This is a genomic window from Pseudomonas sp. GW821-FHT09E12, from assembly GCF_059416085.1.
Map to the genome: position 1 here is coordinate 602,590 of NZ_JBWKOM010000003.1, position 18,745 is coordinate 621,334.

17 protein-coding genes are annotated in these 18,745 nt (G+C 62.6%); 3 read left to right on the top strand and 14 right to left on the bottom strand.

Features of this window, described 5'->3' with window-relative positions:
- Positions 1 to 44 precede the first annotated feature (44 nt).
- The 3 genes from AC07PQ_RS11330 to AC07PQ_RS11340 form a co-directional block, all read right to left on the bottom strand.
- Complete coding sequence (locus AC07PQ_RS11330; protein WP_150049342.1) at positions 45 to 1,658, bottom strand: NAD(P)/FAD-dependent oxidoreductase; 1,614 nt, start codon at positions 1,656 to 1,658, stop codon at positions 45 to 47.
- Positions 1,659 to 1,768: 110 nt separating this feature from the next.
- Entirely contained in the window at positions 1,769 to 2,452 is a 684-nt protein-coding gene (locus AC07PQ_RS11335) for a COG3650 family protein (protein WP_009042479.1), read from the bottom strand.
- A 167-nt stretch (positions 2,453 to 2,619) separates the two neighbouring features.
- Positions 2,620 to 3,219 carry a short chain dehydrogenase gene (locus AC07PQ_RS11340; RefSeq protein WP_007923343.1) on the bottom strand — a complete coding sequence of 200 codons (600 nt, stop codon included), beginning with the start codon at positions 3,217 to 3,219 and terminating at the stop codon, positions 2,620 to 2,622.
- Between the two features lie 106 nt (positions 3,220 to 3,325).
- On the opposite strand from AC07PQ_RS11340, the gene AC07PQ_RS11345 reads away from it, so the two are divergent.
- Complete coding sequence (locus AC07PQ_RS11345; protein ID WP_493185512.1) at positions 3,326 to 4,234, top strand: LysR family transcriptional regulator; 909 nt, start codon at positions 3,326 to 3,328, stop codon at positions 4,232 to 4,234.
- A gap of 131 nt (positions 4,235 to 4,365) precedes the next feature.
- On the opposite strand, the gene AC07PQ_RS11350 is transcribed toward AC07PQ_RS11345, so the two are convergent.
- From AC07PQ_RS11350 to AC07PQ_RS11390, 9 genes are all read right to left on the bottom strand, one after another.
- Entirely contained in the window at positions 4,366 to 4,869 is a 504-nt protein-coding gene (locus tag AC07PQ_RS11350) for a DoxX family protein (RefSeq protein WP_007926625.1), read from the bottom strand.
- A 2-nt stretch (positions 4,870 to 4,871) separates the two neighbouring features.
- Positions 4,872 to 5,657 (bottom strand): HvfC/BufC N-terminal domain-containing protein, encoded by a 786-nt coding sequence (locus tag AC07PQ_RS11355; protein WP_037034843.1) that lies wholly within the window; start codon positions 5,655 to 5,657, stop codon positions 4,872 to 4,874.
- Positions 5,654 to 6,538, bottom strand: coding sequence for an MNIO family bufferin maturase (bufB, locus tag AC07PQ_RS11360; protein ID WP_493185513.1), 885 nt, complete (start codon positions 6,536 to 6,538; stop codon positions 5,654 to 5,656). The genes AC07PQ_RS11355 and bufB overlap by 4 nt, the downstream gene beginning before the upstream one ends.
- 28 nt (positions 6,539 to 6,566) lie before the next feature.
- Positions 6,567 to 6,872: a BufA1 family periplasmic bufferin-type metallophore gene (locus AC07PQ_RS11365; protein WP_007926622.1), complete on the bottom strand. Its 306-nt coding sequence runs from the start codon at positions 6,870 to 6,872 to the stop codon at positions 6,567 to 6,569.
- 302 nt (positions 6,873 to 7,174) lie between these two features.
- Positions 7,175 to 7,876 (bottom strand): ABC transporter ATP-binding protein, encoded by a 702-nt coding sequence (locus AC07PQ_RS11370; protein WP_007926621.1) that lies wholly within the window; start codon positions 7,874 to 7,876, stop codon positions 7,175 to 7,177.
- Positions 7,877 to 8,644 carry a high-affinity branched-chain amino acid ABC transporter ATP-binding protein LivG gene (gene livG, locus AC07PQ_RS11375; RefSeq protein ID WP_007926620.1) on the bottom strand — a complete coding sequence of 256 codons (768 nt, stop codon included), beginning with the start codon at positions 8,642 to 8,644 and terminating at the stop codon, positions 7,877 to 7,879.
- Positions 8,641 to 9,897 carry a high-affinity branched-chain amino acid ABC transporter permease LivM gene (locus AC07PQ_RS11380; protein WP_007926619.1) on the bottom strand — a complete coding sequence of 419 codons (1,257 nt, stop codon included), beginning with the start codon at positions 9,895 to 9,897 and terminating at the stop codon, positions 8,641 to 8,643. Before AC07PQ_RS11380 ends, livG begins: the two co-directional genes overlap by 4 nt.
- Complete coding sequence (gene livH, locus AC07PQ_RS11385; RefSeq protein ID WP_007926616.1) at positions 9,894 to 10,817, bottom strand: high-affinity branched-chain amino acid ABC transporter permease LivH; 924 nt, start codon at positions 10,815 to 10,817, stop codon at positions 9,894 to 9,896. Before livH ends, AC07PQ_RS11380 begins: the two co-directional genes overlap by 4 nt.
- A gap of 231 nt (positions 10,818 to 11,048) precedes the next feature.
- Positions 11,049 to 12,176 (bottom strand): branched-chain amino acid ABC transporter substrate-binding protein, encoded by a 1,128-nt coding sequence (locus tag AC07PQ_RS11390; RefSeq protein ID WP_007926614.1) that lies wholly within the window; start codon positions 12,174 to 12,176, stop codon positions 11,049 to 11,051.
- Positions 12,177 to 12,515: 339 nt separating this feature from the next.
- On the opposite strand from AC07PQ_RS11390, the gene AC07PQ_RS11395 reads away from it, so the two are divergent.
- The gene (locus tag AC07PQ_RS11395) at positions 12,516 to 12,839 is read left to right on the top strand and encodes a DUF2288 domain-containing protein (protein ID WP_493185514.1); all 324 of its coding nucleotides are present in this window, start codon (positions 12,516 to 12,518) and stop codon (positions 12,837 to 12,839) included.
- A gap of 315 nt (positions 12,840 to 13,154) precedes the next feature.
- On the opposite strand, the gene AC07PQ_RS11400 is transcribed toward AC07PQ_RS11395, so the two are convergent.
- Positions 13,155 to 15,338 carry a hypothetical protein gene (locus tag AC07PQ_RS11400; RefSeq protein ID WP_007926612.1) on the bottom strand — a complete coding sequence of 728 codons (2,184 nt, stop codon included), beginning with the start codon at positions 15,336 to 15,338 and terminating at the stop codon, positions 13,155 to 13,157.
- Positions 15,339 to 15,530: 192 nt separating this feature from the next.
- Between AC07PQ_RS11400 and AC07PQ_RS11405 the strand changes: the two genes are divergently transcribed.
- Positions 15,531 to 16,427 (top strand): NAD(P)-dependent oxidoreductase, encoded by an 897-nt coding sequence (locus AC07PQ_RS11405; RefSeq protein ID WP_007926611.1) that lies wholly within the window; start codon positions 15,531 to 15,533, stop codon positions 16,425 to 16,427.
- Here the strand turns inward: AC07PQ_RS11405 and AC07PQ_RS11410 are convergent.
- Entirely contained in the window at positions 16,318 to 18,606 is a 2,289-nt protein-coding gene (locus tag AC07PQ_RS11410; RefSeq protein ID WP_493185515.1) for a putative bifunctional diguanylate cyclase/phosphodiesterase, read from the bottom strand. The genes AC07PQ_RS11405 and AC07PQ_RS11410 overlap by 110 nt on opposite strands.
- Positions 18,607 to 18,745 lie beyond the last annotated feature (139 nt).

Genomic DNA, 18,745 nt, shown 5'->3' on the forward strand with positions numbered 1-18,745 from the left:
GAGCGAGCCTGCCTGTGAAAAGGCCCCTGTAAAGGGGCCTTTTTTTACGCCTCGATCCCGAGGATATTGCGCGCCACCGCTTCGGCGATGCGGATCCCGTCGACACCGGCCGACAGAATGCCGCCGGCATAACCTGCGCCTTCACCGGCCGGGTACAGGCCTTTCACGTTCAGGCTCTGCATCGATTCGTCGCGGGTAATGCGCAGCGGCGACGAGGTGCGGGTCTCGATCCCGGTCAGCACCGCGTCGTGCAGGGAGTAACCCTTGATCTGCCGCTCGAAGGCCGGCAGCGCTTCGCGGATCGCCTCGATGGCGAAGTCCGGCAGGGCCAGGGCCAGGTCACCCAGGGCGACGCCCGGCTTGTAGGACGGCTCGACGCTGCCCAGGGCGGTGGACGGCTTGCCGGCAATGAAGTCGCCGACCAGTTGCGCCGGGGCTTCGTAGTTGCTGCCACCGAGCACGAAGGCGTGGGATTCCAGGCGTTCCTGCAGCTCGATACCGGCCAGCGGGCCGCCCGGGTAGTCCACTTCCGGGGTGATGCCGACCACGATGCCGGAGTTGGCGTTGCGCTCGTTGCGCGAGTACTGGCTCATGCCGTTGGTGACCACGCGGTTTGGCTCGGAGGTCGCCGCCACCACGGTGCCGCCCGGGCACATGCAGAAGCTGTAGACCGAACGGCCGTTCTTCGCGTGGTGCACCAGTTTGTAGTCGGCGGCGCCGAGCTTCGGGTGACCGGCGTACTTGCCCAGGCGTGCGCTGTCGATCAACGACTGCGGGTGTTCGATGCGGAAACCCACGGAGAACGGCTTGGCCTCCATGTACACGCCACGGCCGTGGAGCATGCGGAAGGTGTCGCGGGCGCTGTGGCCGAGGGCCAGGATCACGTGTTTCGAGTGAATCTGTTCGCCGCTGTTGAGCTCGACGCCGACCAGCTGGCCGTCTTCGATCAGCACGTCGGTCACCCGTTGCTCGAAGCGCACTTCACCGCCCAGGGCGATGATCTGCTGGCGCATGTTCTCGACCACGCCGGTCAGGCGGAAGGTGCCGATGTGCGGCTTGCTGACGTAGAGGATCTCTTCCGGCGCGCCGGCCTTGACGAACTCGTGCAGGACCTTGCGGCCGTGGTGTTTCGGGTCCTTGATCTGGCTGTACAGCTTGCCGTCGGAGAAGGTCCCCGCGCCGCCTTCGCCGAATTGCACGTTGGATTCCGGGTTGAGCACACTTTTGCGCCACAGGCCCCAGGTGTCCTTGGTGCGCTGGCGCACTTCCTTGCCACGCTCGAGGATGATCGGCTTGAAGCCCATCTGCGCCAGCAGCAGGCCGGCGAAAATCCCGCAGGGGCCGAAACCCACCACGATCGGGCGCTGTTCCAGGTCGGCGGGCGCCTGGCCGACGACTTTATAGCTGACATCCGGCGCCGGGTTGACGTTACGGTCGTCGGCGAACTTGTGCAGCAGCCTGGCCTCGTCGCGCACGTTCAGATCGAGGGTGTAGATGAAGCACAGCTCGGACGACTTCTTGCGCGCGTCGTAGCTGCGCTTGAACAGGGTGAAGTCGAGCAGGTCCTCGCTGGCGATGCCCAGGCGCTGCAGGATGGCAGGGCGCAGGTCTTCATCGGGATGGTCGATCGGCAGCTTGAGTTCGGTGATTCGTAACATGACAGGGTCCGGTTCGCGGGACGCACCAATGCGTCAGGGCGGTTTTACAAACCGGCGATTATAAGCCGCAAAGCCCGGACCCCGTGAGGTTAAAACGGTTGCCCGTCGCCTCAGTCGCTGCGCGAGCCGCCGAAATAGGCGCAACCGCGCTGGACCTGGCCATCGACCCGCAGTTCCGCCGTCAGGTGCTGCACGCTGCCGGTCTTGCTGTCCACGCAGCGCTGCGGCGCGACCCAGAGTTCGACGTGGCGGTTGTTGGCTTCGCTGCTGAGGTTGAAACGGCCGTCGCCCAGTTGCTCTTCCAGGTAGGGTAGCGCCAGCGCCGGTTGGCCGGCGCGTTCGATGCGCATGCCCTTGGCGCTGACGTCGACGTTCCAGTCCGGGGCCTTGCCACTGGCCCGCAGGATCAGGCGCGGGAAGTCGGGATCGCTGCAGGCGTCGTTCGAGCGTTCGACGCGGTACAGCTGGCTCAGCGCCACTTCACTGTCGGCGCCGCCGGACTTGCTCGGGGAGAAATGCCCGCGCAGGTCGGCGAACAGCGTGCCCTGCTGGTCGGCCAGGCTGGCGGCTTCCTGGAGGATGCTGGTACCGCCGTTGTCCTTGACCACATAACGCTGCTCGCCGACGCAGGGCTTGAACAGCAACTGGCCGTCGGCGGCGGTCAGTGTGCCCTGCATGCGGGTCTGGCCGGCCTGGGACTGCGTCCGGGACTGGCCATCGAACACCGACAGCATCTGGCAACCGGCAAACAGGGGGAGCAGGGCAATACAAACAAGGGAACGGGCGGCACGCATCGTCGGGTCTCCAATCAAGTGCCGCCACGTTACGCAGCCTGACCGTTCATCACAACCCTGGATCCACTCCTGTCTCTGTAGGAGCCAGGCTTGCCGGCGATCCAGGCGCTGCGGCATGCCGGGTGCAATGTTATCGCGAGCAAGCTTCGCTCCTGCAGAGGTGTGGGTCAGCCGACGATATAGGTCTGGCCAGTCTGCAGGCCTTCCACGCTCTTGGCGTAGGCCAGCGCCACATCGGCGCCGGGAACCGGTTTGTAGCCACGGAAGTACGGGGCGTAGCTGTCCATGGCTTCTTCCAGCACGGTCGGGCTCACCGAGTTCACCCGCAGGCCGCGTGGCAGTTCGATGGCGGCGGCGCGGACGAAGCCGTCGATGGCGCCGTTGACCAGGGCCGCCGAGGCGCCACTGCGGATCGGGTCGCGGTTGAGGATGCCGGAGGTGAAGGTGAACGAGGCGCCGTCGTTGGCGAACTCGCGGCCGATCAGCAGCAGGTTGACCTGGCCCATCAGCTTGTCCTGCAGGCCCAGGGCGAAGTGCTGGGCGCTCATCTCGCCCAGCGGCGCGAAGGTGACATTGCCCGCGGCGCAGATCAGTGCGTCGAATGTGCCGGTTTGCTCGAAGAGTGCGCGGATCGAGGCGCTGTCGCTGATATCCACCTGGAAATCACCGCTGTTGCGGCCGATGCGGATGATTTCATGGCGTTGCGACAGCTCTTTGTCGACGGCCGAACCAATGGTGCCGTTGGCGCCGATCAGAAGAATTTTCATGGGGTTGTTCCTCGCGTGGGTTGAACGAGGTTGCAGTCTAGTGCTGGTTTTTCTTGTTGATTAGCGCGCTAATGGGCAACCTTTGATTTTCAAATGGAAACAATCCATGAGCGAGATGGATGACTTGGCGGCGTTCGCTGTGCTGATCGAGGCCGGCAGTTTCACCCTGGCCGCCCAGCAACTGGGGTGCAGCAAGGGGCAATTGTCCAAGCGCATCAGCGCCCTGGAGACGCAGTTCGCGGTGGTGCTGTTGCAGCGCACCACACGGCGCTTGAGCCTGACCGCGGCGGGCGCCGCCTTGTTGCCCCAGGCCCAGGCGCTGCTGGTTCAGGTCGAGCGGGCGCGCCAGGCGCTGGCGCGGCTCAAGGACGACATGGCCGGGCCGGTGCGGCTGACGGTGCCGGTGTCCCAGGGCGAGACCTTCTTCGAAGGCCTGCTGCTGGAGTTTTCCCGGCAGTACCCCGAGGTGCAGATCGAGCTGGAGCTGAACAACAACTACCGCGATCTGTCCCGGGACGGTTTCGACCTGGCGATCCGTTCGGAAGTGGCCAATGACCAACGACTGGTGGCCAGGCCGCTGCTGGCCTGGCACGAGATGACCTGCGCCAGCCCGGTTTACCTGGAACAGTATGGCGAGCCACAGGCGCCCAGGGACCTGGCCGAGCATCGCTGCCTGCTCAACAGCCATTACAGCGGCCGTGAGGAGTGGCTCTATCACCAGCAGCACGAACTGTTTCGGGTACGGGTTTCGGGACCTTTCGCCAGCAATCACTACAACCTGCTGAAAAAGGCCGCGCTGGTGGGGGCGGGGATCGCCCGACTACCGTCCTACCTGCTGCAGGCGGAACTGGCCGACGGGCGTTTGCGCGGGCTGCTGCGCGATTACCAGACCCGCAGCATGCCGATGTACCTGGTGCATCCGTATCAGGGCGGGTTGCCCAGGCGTACCCAGGTCTTGGCCGATTACCTGATCGGCTGGTTCAAACGCAGCGGCGAAGCGCTGGATCGCCTGTAACCGTCAACCTCCCCGCCACACTGCTTCTGTAGGAGCGAAGCTTGCTCGCGATGGCGCCGCCGCGGACTGTCTGAAAAACCGCGTTATCGTTCATCGCGCGCAAGCTGCGCTCCTACAGGATCGGGGAGCGTCTAGCGATAGCGGCGGGCGATCAGGTGGTCGATGGACAACTTGCCGGGGCCGCGGGCCATCAGGTACAGCAGCACCGCCGCCCAGGTGCCGTGGGTCGGGTAGGCGTCGGGGTAGACGAACAGCTGGATGGTCAGGGTCATGCCCAGCAGCGCCAGGGCCGAGAAGCGCGTGGCGAAACCGACCAGGAGCAGCAGCGGGAACAGATGCTCGGCGAATGCCGCCAGGTGCGCGGCCAGTTCGGGGGAGAGCAGCGGTACCTGATACTCGCTCTGGAACAGCGGAATGGTCGAGTCGGCCAGGCGCGGCATGCCGAACTCGAACGTCCCGGAGAACAGGTCGATGGCCAGGCCCTCGATTTTGGTCTGGCCGGACTTCCAGAACACCGCGGCAATGGAGAAGCGCGCGATAAAGGCGATCAGGCTGTGGGGAATACGCTCCAGCAGCTGGATGAGCCGGTTCACCCCATGGGTGAGCGGGTGGTGATTGGTGCAGTGGGTGTGCATGTTCAGACCTCGGAATGGGGGGACAGGCGAGTGATGGCGCCGCGACCGATCAGCAGCGCCAGGGCTTGGCTCGGCTCGAACGCCGGATCGACAGCCAAGGCATTGGCCGCTGCGGCTTGCAGTGGCTGCGAGTGGCGCAGGGCGTGGATGAAGCAGGCGACCCCGGCGTCGATGGCGAACACCTCGACCTCCAGCTCATGACGCAGTACCAGGGCGCTTTGTCCTTGGCACAGGTCGATGCTCTTTAGGTCGACGCCTTGCCAGTCGCCATCGCCCTGGTGGGCGGCCCATACATCGACCACCGGATAGGGCGAGTTCAGCAGGCCGAGCGAGGGATGCAGTTCCAGGCGCAATTGCCCCAGCGTTTGCGGCTCGGCCATGGCCGTTGCGAGTTGCGCCAGTGGCACCGGGCAGGCGTCGGCGGCATGGTAGGCGGTGACCCGCAGGCGCTCCAGGCGCGCGACATCGGCCAGGTAAGGCACGCCGGCGGCGGGAGGGAAACCGCCGATGAAGTCGGCGAAGTCATGGCCATAGTCGCTGAGCACGGCGCTGGTGGGCGGGAAGCGCCTGACGTAGAGCGCGGCCATGGCCCGGAAGAACTCATCGCCCACCAGTTGCGCCACCACCGGATAGGCATCGGCCAGGGCGTTGATCAACGAGCTCTGCACATTGTTGCGGTACACCGCGAAGCGGCTGGCCGGGTCGGCGCCGTTGCCGCAGTACAGGTCCGCAGGGCAGGGTTGCTCGGAGTCGAACAGGGCGCTGGCGAAGCTGGCTTGTGTGTTCACGGCAGCCTCCTGGCGCATTGCAGCAGCTCATCCGCCTGGCGTACTTCAGCGTGCAGCACGGAAAACGCCGGCACCTGGTTGTCGCGCTCGATCAGGGTCGCGGTCGCTCCGATCCGTTCCAGCAGCCGCAGGTACAGCGCCCATACGGCGTTATCGATCGGCGCGCCGTGATCGTCGATCAACAGCCGGTCGCCCAGGCTGTCGGTGTCTTCGGCAAACCCGGCCAGGTGGATCTCGCCCACCGCGTGCAGCGGCAGGGCATCGATATAGGCCAGCGGGTCGCGCCGGTGGTTGATGCACGACACGTAGACATTGTTCACGTCCAGCAACAGGCCGCAGCCGGTGCGGCGTATCACCTCGCGGATGAATTCGGCCTCGTCCATGCTCGACTGGCGAAACTCCAGGTAGGTCGCCGGGTTCTCCAGCAGCATGGGGCGGCGCAGTGTGCTCTGCACCTGGTCGATGTGTTCGCAGACGCGGTTCAGGGTCGGCCGGTCATAGGCCAGGGGCAGCAGGTCATTGAGAAACACCGGGCCATGGCTGGACCAGGCCAGGTGTTCGGAAAAGGACTGGGGTTGATACCGCTCGATCAGCGCGGCCAGGCGCTTGAGGTGCTGTTGGTCCAGCGGACCTTCGGCACCGATCGACAGGCCGACACCGTGCAGCGACAGCGGATACTGTTCGCGGATCAGCCCCAGGTAGTGATGGAACGGCCCGCCAGCGACCATGTAGTTTTCCGCATGGACTTCAAAGAAGCCGATATCGGGCTGTTCCTTCAGGACCTGGCGAAAGTGCTCGGTCTTGAGCCCCAGCCCGGCGCGTTGCGGCAGGCTGGAGACGGTCGCCTGAGTGGCGGGGTGGAGGGGGAGTGGTACGGCCATGTTCATCATCGACACTCAGGCAGGTTGCTTACGACTTGGCTTTGTAGGCTTGCAGTTGGCCGAAACCGGTAGGCGAGGTGCTGCTGGCGGTTTTCTCGCAGGTACCTTTAGGAACCAGCTTCCAGGCGTTGGCCTGGTGGTCGACCTTGGCGGTACCGGCACAAGTGGTGCCCGCGCCTGCCGCGCAATCGTTCTTGCCCTTCATGGCGACGCCAAAGCATTTCTCCATGTCGTCGGCGGCCTGGGCGGTGGTCGGCAGCGCGGCGATGCTCAAGGCAGAACCGAGGGCCAGGGCCAGGGCGGCGGCGGACAGGGTGCGAGTGGTAGCGGTCATGGTGTTTCTCCAGAAAAGGTAGTGGTGTAGGCAGGCATTCGTGCCTGCTTACCCCTCTAGAGAAAGGTCGCTGGGGTTTGTTACAGCCCAGGTGAAAAAAATCCAGTTGTAGCCGCTGCCGCAGGCTGCGATCGACGGCGAAGCCGGCGCAATCACTGGCAGCACGGTGTACCGAGCCTTCCGAGTGGTCAGCCTGTGCGGGGCGTTGCCCCGATCGCAGCCTGCGGCAGCGGCTACAGGAGGGGCGATTTCCAGGCGAAAAAAAACGGCCCCGCAGGGCCGTTCTTGTTTGCAGCAAGTGCTCAGCCGCCCAGATAGGCTTCGCGCACCTTGGGGTCGGTCAGCAGGGCTTCGCCGGTGCCTTGCATCACCACCCGGCCGTTTTCCAGTACATAGGCACGGTCGGCGATCTTCAGCGCCTGGTTGGCGTTCTGTTCCACCAGGAACACCGTCACGCCGTCACGGCGCAGCTGTTCGATGATGTCGAAGATCTGCTGGATGATGATCGGCGCCAGGCCCAGGGACGGTTCGTCGAGCAGCAACAGCTTGGGCTTGCTCATCAGCGCGCGGCCGATGGCGAGCATCTGCTGTTCGCCGCCGGACATGGTGCCGCCGCGCTGGTTGAAGCGCTCCTTGAGACGCGGGAACAGGCCCAGGACCTTGTCCATCTGCTCCTGGTAATCGCCCTTGTCGGTGAAGAACCCGCCCATGGCCAGGTTCTCCTCCACGGTCAGGCGGGCGAACACCCGACGACCTTCCGGCACCACGGCAATGCTCTTGCGCATGATCTGCGCCGAGGTTTGCCCCACCAGTTCCTCACCCAGGTAACGGATGCTGCCGCTGTGGGCCTGCGGCGAACCGCAGAGGGTCATCAGCAGGGTGGATTTGCCGGCGCCGTTGGCACCGATCAAGGTGACGATCTCGCCCTGGCGGATCTCGACGTTGACGCTGTGCAGCGCCTGGATCTTGCCGTAGAAGGTGGAAACGTTTTCGAACTGCAGCATTTACGCTTCCCCCAGGTAGGCTTTGATCACTTCAGGATTGTCGCGGATCTGTTCCGGCGTGCCGTCGGCCAGGGGTGTGCCCTGGTTGATCACGACGATGTGGTCGGAAATGCTCATGACCAGCTTCATGTCGTGTTCGATCAGCAGCACCGTGGCGTTGTGCTCTTCGCGCAACACGCCGATCAGCGCCTTGAGGTCTTCGGTTTCCCGCGGGTTGAGGCCGGCGGCCGGTTCGTCGAGCATGAGGATCCGCGGACGGGTCATCATGCAGCGGGCGATTTCCAGGCGCCGCTGCTGACCGTAGGCCAGGGTGCCGGCGGGACGGTTGGCGAACTCCTTGAGGTTGACCTTTTCCAGCCAGTACTCGGCATATTCCATGGCCTCGCGCTCGCTCTTGCGGAACGCCGGGGTCTTGAACAGGCCGGCCAGGAAGTTGGTGTTCAGGTGACGGTGCTGCGCGATCAACAGGTTCTCGACCGCGGTCATGTCCTTGAACAGCCGCACGTTCTGGAAGGTGCGCACCACACCCTTGAGGGCGATCTTGTGGCCGGGCAGGCCCTGGATCGGCTCGCCGTCGAGCAGGATGCTGCCGGCGGTGGGCTGGTAGAAACCGGTCAGGCAGTTGAACACCGTGGTCTTGCCGGCGCCGTTCGGGCCGATCATCGATACCACTTGTTTCTCTTTGACGGTCAGGGCCACGCCGTTGACTGCCAGCAGGCCGCCAAAGCGCATGCTCAGGCCCGTTACTTTGAGGATCTCACGGCTCATTTGCGCAGCTCCATGTGGGGACGTTGCATGGGCAGCAGGCCTTGAGGACGCCAGATCATCATCAGCACCATCATGGCGCCGAACATCAACATGCGGTATTCGCTGAATTCGCGCATCAGTTCAGGCAGCAGGATCATCACGGTGGCCGCCAGGACCACGCCCAACTGCGAGCCCATGCCGCCCAGCACGACGATGGCGAGGATGGTCGCGGACTCGATGAAGGTGAAGGACTCCGGTGTCACCAGACCCTGGCGCGCGGCGAAGAAGCTACCGGCGAAACCGGCGAAGCAGGCACCCAGGGTGAAGGCCGACAGCTTGATCACGGTCGGGTTCAGGCCCAGTGCGCGGCAGGCGATTTCGTCTTCACGCAGCGCTTCCCAGGCACGTCCCAGGGGCATGCGCAGCAAGCGGTTGATGACGAACAGGGCGAACAGCGCCAGCAACAGCGCGACCAGGTAGAGGAAGATCACCTTGTTGATCGAGTTGTATTCGATGCCGAAGTACTCGTGGAAGGTCTGCATGCCCTCGGCGGCCCGGCGTTCGAAGGTCAGGCCGAAGAACGTCGGTTTATCGATGTTGCTGATACCGTTCGGACCACCGGTGAGGTCGGTCAGGTTACGCAGGAACAAGCGGATGATCTCGCCGAAGCCCAGGGTCACGATCGCCAGGTAGTCACCGCGCAGGCGCAATACCGGGAAGCCCAGCAGGAAGCCGAAAGTGGCCGCCATCAGGCCGGCGATAGGCAGGCAGATCCAGAAGCTCAAGCCGTAGTAGTGCGACAGCAGCGCGTAGCTGTAGGCGCCCACGGCGTAGAAGCCGACGTACCCCAGGTCCAGCAGGCCGGCCAGGCCGACCACGATGTTCAGGCCCAGGCCGAGCATCACGTAGATCAGCACCAGGGTGGCGATGTCCACCGCGCCGCGGGAGCCGAAGAACGGCCAGACCAGCGCACCGATGATCAACGCAATGATGATCCAGCGCTGGGTGGTCGGCAGGGTCAGGAAGTTGCTGGCCTTGGCCGGGATCACCGGCATGTTGGGCGAGGACTTCCAGGCCGCGCTGATCTGCTGGTCGAACAGCACCCGTAGGAACATCAGCACCGAACACGCGGCGATGATCATCAGGGTGGTGGGGCTGGTGCCATGGACTTCCAGGTTGATGCCGACGATGGTCAGTTTCAAACCGAGTATCGGGTAGGCGACGGCCCACACCAGCAAGGCGCTGAAGAACGCCTGTCGAAGATTCCTAGTCATACTTTCTCAACCTCCGGACGGCCCAGCAGGCCGGTTGGCCGGAACAACAACACCAGAACCAGCAGGCCGAACGCCACGACGTCCTTGTACTGGTCGCCGAAGATATCGGCACCGAAGGCTTCCGCCACCCCAAGTACCAGGCCGCCCAGCATGGCGCCCGGAATGCTGCCGATGCCGCCCAGTACCGCGGCGGTGAAGGCCTTGAGACCGACCAGGAAGCCGGCGTTGGGGTTGATCACACCGTATTGCATGCTCAGCAGCACGGCCGCGATCGCCGCCAGCGCGGCACCGATCACGAAGGTCAGGGCGATGATGTTGTTGGTGTTGATACCCAGCAGGTTGGCCATCTTGATGTCCTCGGCGCAGGCACGGCAGGCGCGGCCCAGGCGGGAACGGGAGATGAACAGGGTCAGGCCGAGCATGGCGATCAGGGTCACCACGAACACCACGATTTGCATGTAGGAGATCAGCACTTCATGTGCGCCACCTGGCCCGATGGAGAAGTTGCCCGGGATCAGGTTGGGGATGGATTTGTCCTTGGAGTCTTGCGCCAGCAGAACCGTGTTCTGCAGGAAGATCGACATGCCGATGGCCGAGATCAGCGGGATCAGACGGTTGCTGCCGCGCAGGGGGCGGTAGGCGATCCGTTCGATGCTGTAGCCGTAGGCACTGGTAACGACGATGGTCGCGATGAAGGCCGCGGTCATCAAGAGCGGGACACTGTCGAGTCCCATCATGGTCAGGCCCGCGATGGCAATGAACGCCACATAGGAACCGATCATGTACACCTCGCCGTGGGCGAAGTTGATCATTCCAATGATGCCGTAAACCATCGTATAGCCGATGGCGATCAGGGCATACGTGCTGCCAACGGTGAGACCGTTAACCAGCTGTTGGAAAAAGTGATAGAGGTCAGGCATTACAGCGCTCCTAAAAACCTGATACGCATTTCACTGGTGGAGTCATTTTCCCGCCTGTGCCCCGTGGATCTGCATCCACTTCGGGTCAGGTTTTGCCAGCGAACCGCTGATGACGGTTTTGAGATTTTCAGGTGGGCGGGCTTCCGGATCACGGAAAACAGGCCCAATACGTTCGCAAAACAAAGCCCACGGCACGCCGTGGGCTTTATTGGCAGTCAGTCAGACAGGGCCTTATTGAGGCGAGACTTCGGTTTTAGGTTTGCCGAAGTGCCACTCGTAGACCACGAACTTGAAGTCTTTCAGGTCGCCCTTGGTGTCGAAGCTCAGGTCGCCGGTCGGGGTCTTGAACGTACCGGCGTGGATGGCTTCGGCCACTTTGGTGGCGTCTTCGGACTTGGCGGCCTTGATGCCTTCGGCAATCACTTGGACAGCCGAGTAGGAAGGGAACACGAACGGACCGCTCGGGTCTTCTTTCTTGGCCTTGAAGGCATCCGCCAGGGCTACGTTGGCCGGATCCTGGTCGAAGGATTTCGGCAGGGTCACCAGCAGGCCTTCGGAAGCGTCCTTGGCGATCTGCGAAATGGAGTCGTTACCCACGCCTTCCGGACCCATGAACTTGGCTTTCAGGCCTTTTTCCTGGGCTTGGCGCAGGATCAGGCCCAGCTCCGGGTGGTAGCCGCCGTAGTAGACGAAGTCGACGTTGGCTTGCTTGAGCTTGGCGATCATCGAGGAGAAGTCTTTGTCGCCGGCGTTGATGCCTTCGAACACGGCAACCTTGGTGCCTTTCTTCTCGAGGGTCTGCTTCACGGCGGTGGCGATGCCTTCACCGTACTGCTGCTTGTCGTGCAGCACGGCAACGATTTTCGGCTTCACGTGGTCGGCGATGTAGTTGCCGGCGGCAGGGCCCTGGGCGCTGTCCAGGCCGATGGTGCGGAACACCATCTTGTAACCACGGGTGGTGATGTCCGGGCTGGTGGCGGCGGGGGTGATCATGACCACGCCTTCGTCTTCGTAGATGTCCGAAGCCGGTTGAGTGGAGCTGGAGCACAGGTGACCGATCACGAACTTGACGCCGTCGTTGACGACTTTGTTGGCTACGGCGACGGCTTGTTTCGGATCGCAGGCATCATCGTATTCGACGGCCTGGAGCTGCTTGCCATCGACGCCGCCCTTGGCGTTGATTTGTTCGATGGCCATTTTGGCGCCACTGAACTGCATGTCGCCGTACTGGGCTACAGGGCCGGTCTTGGGGCCGGCGATGCCGATCTTGATGGTGTCAGCTGCGAACGAATGGCTGGCGACTCCGGCCAGAACCATAGCGGCAAACAGTTTGGAAATCTGCTTAGTAGCCTTATTCATAGTGCTCCACTCTTACTGTTGTAATTTTTATAGTCCTGGCGCCGTAGCAGCAGAACCGGGTCAGATATCTCTTGGATATCCCCGGAAAATGCCCCCGGCAACTGTACCGGTACAGTGTAGAGCGCCGATTGTTAGCCTGGGAAGCTGGCGCCAGGGGGCAAAATCAGGGGGTGTCGCTTTATTGAAAGAAAAAGACAGAATCGCGGCGGGGTTTTGACCGTATTCAGCGAGCAATCCCTGGCTCTCCTGCACTTCTCTATCGTTGACGCAATTGCAACCGGGTTTGTCTGCCAGAGCACCGACGTTATCATTGCGCCGATTTCTTTTCGGGACAGGCCCATGACTCAAGAACCTAGCACCCTCTATGCCAAGCTGCTTGGTGAAACCGCATCCATTACCTGGAAGGAGCTGGAACCGTTCTTCGCCAAGGGTGCCCTATTGTGGGTCGACGCCAGCCTGGATTTGATCGAGGCAGCCGAGGCCATGGCCGAGAACCAGGCCGAGAAAGTCTCTGCCTGGCTGGCCGCCGAGAAGGTGGGCAAGGTGTCTGCGACGCGGGCGCTGGATCTGGTGGAGCGCGATCCGCTGCTGTGGGCGGTGGTGGTTTCGCCGTGGATTCTGGTCCAGGAAAGGGCGCAGGGCGAAGACCGAGCACCAAAATAGTGCCTGGTTTTTCCGGCTGAAAGTGTGTAGCCGAGTAACCGCGATCAGGGTGCTGGCAAGTTGCCCGTGGAGAAAGGCCCCACCCATTTCAGGCTGACGGTGACGTAAGCGGAATGGGAACAGTTTGCAAGGCAGCCCGAGGGCTGCCTGATTGTTTCAGGGGATTAACATCACTTCCCTGTAAACGCCATTTCCCCTGGAGCGAAGCTTGCTCGCGATGGCGTCCAGCCTAGTCGACATCGCTTGAGCTCGATGCCGCTGATCGCGAGCAATCGAGCGTCGACCCGCTGTTCCTACAGGTGAGGGGGGCAGCTGTTAGTAAGCCGTCCTGCCCGTATGGTTGTTCAGCGAGATCACCTTGGTCTTGCCGATGCGGTGGCGGTAGATCTCGCGCAGGTACTTGATGGCTTTCTTCACGCAATCGCGGGACAGGCGGATGTCGTTGATCGAGACGAACTTGTCCTTGTCGTTGATCAGCTCGCGGTACTTCTTCTCGTACATCGGCTTGATCGCGTACCAGTTGGTATCGAGGATCTTCGCCGGGTTCTCGAACTCGTTGAGCAACTCGTCGATGCGGCTTTCATCGAATGCCTCGCTGACGATGAAGTCGAGGATCGAGTTGTCCAGGGTCTCGTCGAAGCGGTACGGGTTGCGGGCGAAGCAACGCTTGATAAAGGCCACGATCAGGGTCAGGAAGTCGTCCGACAGGCACGGGCTCTTGGCGATCAGGGTGGTCAGCGACAGGTTGGCCGAAGCGCCGATCACCAGGGCGTAACGCTTGAGGGTGGTATTGGGGAACAGGCTGTTGAGGTGGGTCTTGAGCCGGTTCAGGTCCATGTACGACAGCTTGTAGTCCTTGGGCAGGGAGACGATCGACACCACCGACGAGCAGTTCTTGAAGAAGTGCAGGTCGTGCAGCGCGGCGGCGTCGTAACCGGAAGCCTTGTATTGCTCCAGCGCCGCGCGATAACGCTTGGACTCGATCGGCAGCAGGCTGATGCCTTCGATGGCCTGGGTCACCTTGTTGAAGTGCGGCAGGTCGATGGAGCGGAAGAACAGGTCGTCGATGTTCAGGCGCTGCGGCTCTTTCTCGAACACCTTGAACTTGTCGCCGCTCGGCACCGGGGTTTCCGGAACCACGGACTCGGCATAGGCGATCGCCACCGGGCCGGCCAGGCTCATGAACAGATCGTTGGCATCCAGGCGGATGGTCTCGCCGATGTCGATGCCGGCGCGGCGGAAGTAGTTCTGGTCGTAGTCGGTGGTCACCGCCTGGGCAGTGAGGATGTTGAAGATCTGCTGGGAGATGTACTGGTTGGCGTGCTTCTCCATGGCGTTGACGTCGATGTTCTGGATGTTGCCGTCATCGCTCTCTTCGGCATAGCGCATGATGTCGTTGGAAATCAGCATCATCGCGTTCCATGGGCGGATACGCCCCATGACGCTGGCTTCGCTGCTGTCTTCGTTATCGAAGTTGTAGGAGAAGTCCCATTCTTCCGACAGGTATTTGCACAGCAAGCGTCCGGCGTTGATGTGCAACGCTTCGGACATTTCGCTGCGGTGATCGGAGATGTTCGGCAGTACGCAGATGCCACTGGTGAAGATCGGCTCGAAGACGAAGGAGTGGCCGCTCTTGCTGTCGTGCTCGTCGATCGGCTTGGTGTCGAACGTCTTGTTCATGTACGAGTACTGCTGGGCCAGGCCGAACTCCGAGGCCATGCCCGAACCGGTACCGCCGCCGGCGCTGAAGATCGAGAAGTACAGGCGCGACTGGTTGGCCTTGATGCCGCAGGAGTCGATCAGGTACGAGTGGATCATTTTCCAGTCGGGGCTGGAGAAGCGCTGCGTGTCCTTGTTGAGGATGATCTTGGCCAGGTACTGGCCGAGGATCGGCGCGTTGCCGGCGCCGCCGGCATGGACTTCCGAGAGGTCCATGATCTTCATTTTGCTGTAGTCGCGGATGAAGCCGCTTTTTTCGCCCTTGCGCGAGAAGCGGATGCGCCCGGCGATGTCCTTGTCCAGATCGCCCAGCATCACCAGCGGCTCGACCAGGAACACCGGTTTGCTGGCCTTGCTCTGGCCCAGGCGCAGGTTGTGGCGGATCCACTGGGCGGGGCTGTAGCCCTTGTCGGCATAGGCCTTGTCGTCGGTGTTGAACTCGTTGAGGTAGAACTTGCGGGCGTTGTACACCAGCTCCGCGACATCCAGGGCGATGTTCGACCCGCAGCGGCCCAGGCCGATCAGGCAGACCGAGGGAAACTCCTGCTCGCGGCGCGCCTCGAGTTCGTCTTCCAGGTGCGGCGCGCGGGGAAATACCGAGTCGCGCAGGCCGTCGAGGTTGTCGAGGATGCGGTCGGTGTTGGTTTCGGTGAAGTAGAGGTATTGCTGGGGCGCCTGTGGGCGCGAGCTGGACAATGGCTTCGAATCTGAAAAGCTCTGGCTGCCCGGGGTCAGCGTCAGTTCGGATACTGCGTTGGCAGAATTGTTTTTAGAAGTCATTGTGCGCCGTGTGTCTGGACTGGTCGGCTCGGTGACAAGATATCAAAGAGCCATCAAGTGGGATCTCGCGACTTTACAGCGCGATATTGGCCCCAGCGATAGGGATAAGTCTGATGGCCGCTAGGGGGAATCCTTTCCTAAGCTCAGATAAATCGGCCAGTTTTTGGTGATCTTTAATCAAAAGGAGGCAAGATGATGGCAACGTTACCCACCCTCGGGTTCGCCGGTATTGGCCTGATGGGCTTGCCCATGTGTCGCCGTCTGCTGGCGGCGGGTTATCCCCTGGTGGTGTGGAATCGCAACCGGGAAAAATGCGCGCCGCTGCTGGAGGCGGGCGCGCGACTGGCGCAGACCCCGGCCCGGCTATGCGAGGCAGCGGACCTGGTGCTGCTGTGCCTGGCCAATACCGAGGTGGTGCGCGAGGTGGTGTTCGGTGCCGAGGGTATCGCCCAGGGAGCCCGGGCCGGCCAACTGCTGGTGGACCTTTCCAGCCTGGAGCCGACCGCCACCCGGGAAATGGCCGCGCAACTGGCGAGCAGCACCGGCATGGGCTGGGTCGATGCCCCGGTGTCCGGCGGCACGCCCGGTGCCGAGGCCGGCAGCCTGGCAATCATGGTCGGCGGCGAGGCGGCGGATATCGAACGGGTACGCCCGGTCCTGCTCAACCTGGGGCAACGGGTGACTCATATGGGCGGCGTCGGCGCCGGCCAGGTGACCAAGGCCTGCAACCAGATGATCGTTGCCTGCAATGCCCTGGTGATCGCCGAAGTGGTGGCGCTGGCCGAGCGTTCCGGGGTCGATGCGTCACTGCTGGCCGAGGCGCTGGCCGGTGGTTTCGCCGATTCCAGGCCGTTGCAGATTCTCGCCCCGCAGATGGCCGAAAGCCGTTTCGAACCGATCAAATGGCATGTGCGCACCCTGCTCAAGGATCTGGACGGGGCGGTGAAGTTCTCCCGCGAGCAGGGCTCGGCCACGCCGATCAGCGGATTGGCTGCGCAACTGATGCGCCTGCATGGCGGCCAGGGCTATCTGGAGCAGGATCCCGCGACCCTGATTCGCCTGTATCGCGAACCGACGTCAGAGGGCTGACCGCGGCGACGGCGGGCAGCATGCGCTGCTCGATCTCGTCGATCACCCCGGGCAACTCTTCCAGGGGCAGCGCCCGGCTGAGCAGGTAACCCTGGATGAAGTCGCAGCCGTATTGGGCGAGGAACTCGTACTGCTGCAGGCTCTCGACGCCTTCGGTCACCACCTGCAGGCGCAGGGTATGGGCCATGACGATAATCGCCTGGACGATTTCCTTGTCCTGGGTCGACTGGGGCACGTCCTGGATGAACGAGCGGTCGATCTTCAGGGTGTTGAGCGGTAGCCGCTTGAGGTAGGCGAGGGACGAATAACCGGTGCCGAAGTCGTCGATCGACAGCGACACCCCAAGATTGCGGATCTGCCGCAACAGGGCCACGGTGCTGTCGATGTTGCCCATCAGGGCGTTTTCCGTGACTTCCAGTTCCAGGCGCTGGGGCGCGACACCGGCGCTGCTCAGGGTGTTGGCGATCTCCTCGGCCAACTCCTCCCGCGCCAGGTTCAGGGCCGAGCAGTTCACCGCGATTTTCAGCTCGGCAAAGCCGTGGCGGGACAGGGCGGCCAGGTCCTCGCAGGCCTTGCGCAGGACCCAGTTGTCCAGTTCGGCAATCAGCCCGTTGGCTTCGGCGATCCCGATGAAGCGATCCGGGGCCAGCAGCCCGTGCAACGGATGCCGCCAGCGCACCAGCGCTTCGAGCTTGCTGACCTTGCGGCTGCCCAGGTCGTAGATGGGTTGGTAATACAGGGTCAATCCGGCTTCGTGGCGCAGGGCGTTGCGCAATTCTTCCTCCAGTTGCAGTTCCAGGCTCGCTCGGGTCTTCAGGTTGGTGCTGAAGAAATGCAGGCTGTTGCGACCGCTGCCCTTGGATTGATAGAGCGCCAGGTCGGCATGCTTGAGCAGTTCTTCGCAGGTTGTGCCATCGTCGGGAAAGACGCTGATGCCGATACTGGTGGTCATCACCATGCGCCTTCCTGCCAGCTCGATGGGCTCTTTCATCTTGTTCATGATGCGTTGCGCCATGTACTGGGCTTCGTCGCGGTGGCTCAAGCTCATGAGGATGCAGAACTCGTCTCCACCGAAACGCGCCACCACGTCTTCATGGCTGCGGGTGGAGCTTTTGATGTGGCCGGCAATCACCTTCAACAGTTGGTCGCCGGCATCGTGGCCGAGGCTGTCGTTGATCCGCTTGAAGTGATCGATGTCGAGGAACATCACCGCCAGCATGCCGCCCTGCACGGTCTTTTCGATGAGCTTTTCGGCGAACAGATGATTGAAGCCACGACGATTGATCAGGTTGGTCAGGGCGTCGTAATGCGCCACCTGTTGCAGCGCCACCCGGGCCTGGTCCAGTTGACTCAACAGGGTGTTGACCCGGCGCAGGTCCTGTTCCTTGTGCTGGAGTTTCTTGTCCGCCAGGGCCGCGCTGATGCTGCTGCCGATGATCAACAGGGCGATGACGGCGATGGTCAGGCCCAGTTGCAAGGGGTTGTCATCCACCGCTATCGAAGGCGTGCCCGCCACTGGCATCACCAGTTTCAGCGCCCACATGCCGGTGAAATGCATGGCGACTATGCCGCCCCCCAGCAGCAGGCTGGCCGCGTATTTGAGCATCTGGTGGAGCATGCCGCTGCCATTGCTCAGGTAGCGGGACAGCAGCAAGGCGACCAGGCTCGCGCTGATGGCGATGGCAATCGACAGGCCGAAGAGGTCGGGTTGGTAGTAGGCCGTGGCTTGTGAGCGCATCGCCGCCATGCCGACATAATGCATGACGCAGATGCCCAGGCCGATCCAGATCGACGCCAGCAGGTAGCGCCACAGTTGCAGCTGGGTATGGCTGAGGGTCTTCATCGCCAGCCAGGATGCAATCACCGCGATCAGCAGCGACAGCAGGGTCATCGGCAGGTCGTAATGGGTTTCGATGGGGATTTGCAGTGCCAGCATGCCAATGAAATGCATGGCCCAGATGCCGCCGGCCAGGCAGAAGGCGCCGATCCAGCGCCAGCGTTGCTGGGCGGCTGCCAGGTCGACGTGGCGCACCCGTTCGGCCATGTCCAGGGTGGCGAAGCTGCCAGCGCAGGCCACCAGATAGGCGAGGATCACCAGCACGGGGTTGTGGCTGCAGGTGAGTAATACCTGCCCGCCTTCGGGGAGCTCGGTAAAAAAATGCAGACCAAGCCATTCCATCGCAGGCCCCGTTTCTTGAGTCATCCAGGGCCAGCCCTGATGGCTGACCAATGGGAGTGAGTATAGGGAGCCGAGGCAAGGCCGGGAGCGATGGTGGCAGATTGACTTAAATGATTTTGGAATTCATCCCATAGCCAAT

Coding starts and splice junctions, on each gene's coding strand:
- AC07PQ_RS11370 (WP_007926621.1), bottom strand. CDS start 7,876: ATGCTGCAGTTCGAAAACGTTTCCACCTTCTACGGCAAGATCCAGGCG.
- AC07PQ_RS11340 (WP_007923343.1), bottom strand. CDS start 3,219: ATGAAAATTCTTCTGATCGGCGCCAACGGCACCATTGGTTCGGCCGTC.
- AC07PQ_RS11350 (WP_007926625.1), bottom strand. CDS start 4,869: ATGCACACCCACTGCACCAATCACCACCCGCTCACCCATGGGGTGAAC.
- AC07PQ_RS11390 (WP_007926614.1), bottom strand. CDS start 12,176: ATGAATAAGGCTACTAAGCAGATTTCCAAACTGTTTGCCGCTATGGTT.
- AC07PQ_RS11380 (WP_007926619.1), bottom strand. CDS start 9,897: ATGACTAGGAATCTTCGACAGGCGTTCTTCAGCGCCTTGCTGGTGTGG.
- livH (WP_007926616.1), bottom strand. CDS start 10,817: ATGCCTGACCTCTATCACTTTTTCCAACAGCTGGTTAACGGTCTCACC.
- livG (WP_007926620.1), bottom strand. CDS start 8,644: ATGAGCCGTGAGATCCTCAAAGTAACGGGCCTGAGCATGCGCTTTGGC.
- AC07PQ_RS11345 (WP_493185512.1), top strand. CDS start 3,326: ATGAGCGAGATGGATGACTTGGCGGCGTTCGCTGTGCTGATCGAGGCC.
- AC07PQ_RS11410 (WP_493185515.1), bottom strand. CDS start 18,606: ATGGAATGGCTTGGTCTGCATTTTTTTACCGAGCTCCCCGAAGGCGGG.
- AC07PQ_RS11335 (WP_009042479.1), bottom strand. CDS start 2,452: ATGCGTGCCGCCCGTTCCCTTGTTTGTATTGCCCTGCTCCCCCTGTTT.
- AC07PQ_RS11395 (WP_493185514.1), top strand. CDS start 12,516: ATGACTCAAGAACCTAGCACCCTCTATGCCAAGCTGCTTGGTGAAACC.
- AC07PQ_RS11400 (WP_007926612.1), bottom strand. CDS start 15,338: ATGACTTCTAAAAACAATTCTGCCAACGCAGTATCCGAACTGACGCTG.
- AC07PQ_RS11405 (WP_007926611.1), top strand. CDS start 15,531: ATGATGGCAACGTTACCCACCCTCGGGTTCGCCGGTATTGGCCTGATG.
- AC07PQ_RS11330 (WP_150049342.1), bottom strand. CDS start 1,658: ATGTTACGAATCACCGAACTCAAGCTGCCGATCGACCATCCCGATGAA.
- AC07PQ_RS11365 (WP_007926622.1), bottom strand. CDS start 6,872: ATGACCGCTACCACTCGCACCCTGTCCGCCGCCGCCCTGGCCCTGGCC.
- bufB (WP_493185513.1), bottom strand. CDS start 6,538: ATGGCCGTACCACTCCCCCTCCACCCCGCCACTCAGGCGACCGTCTCC.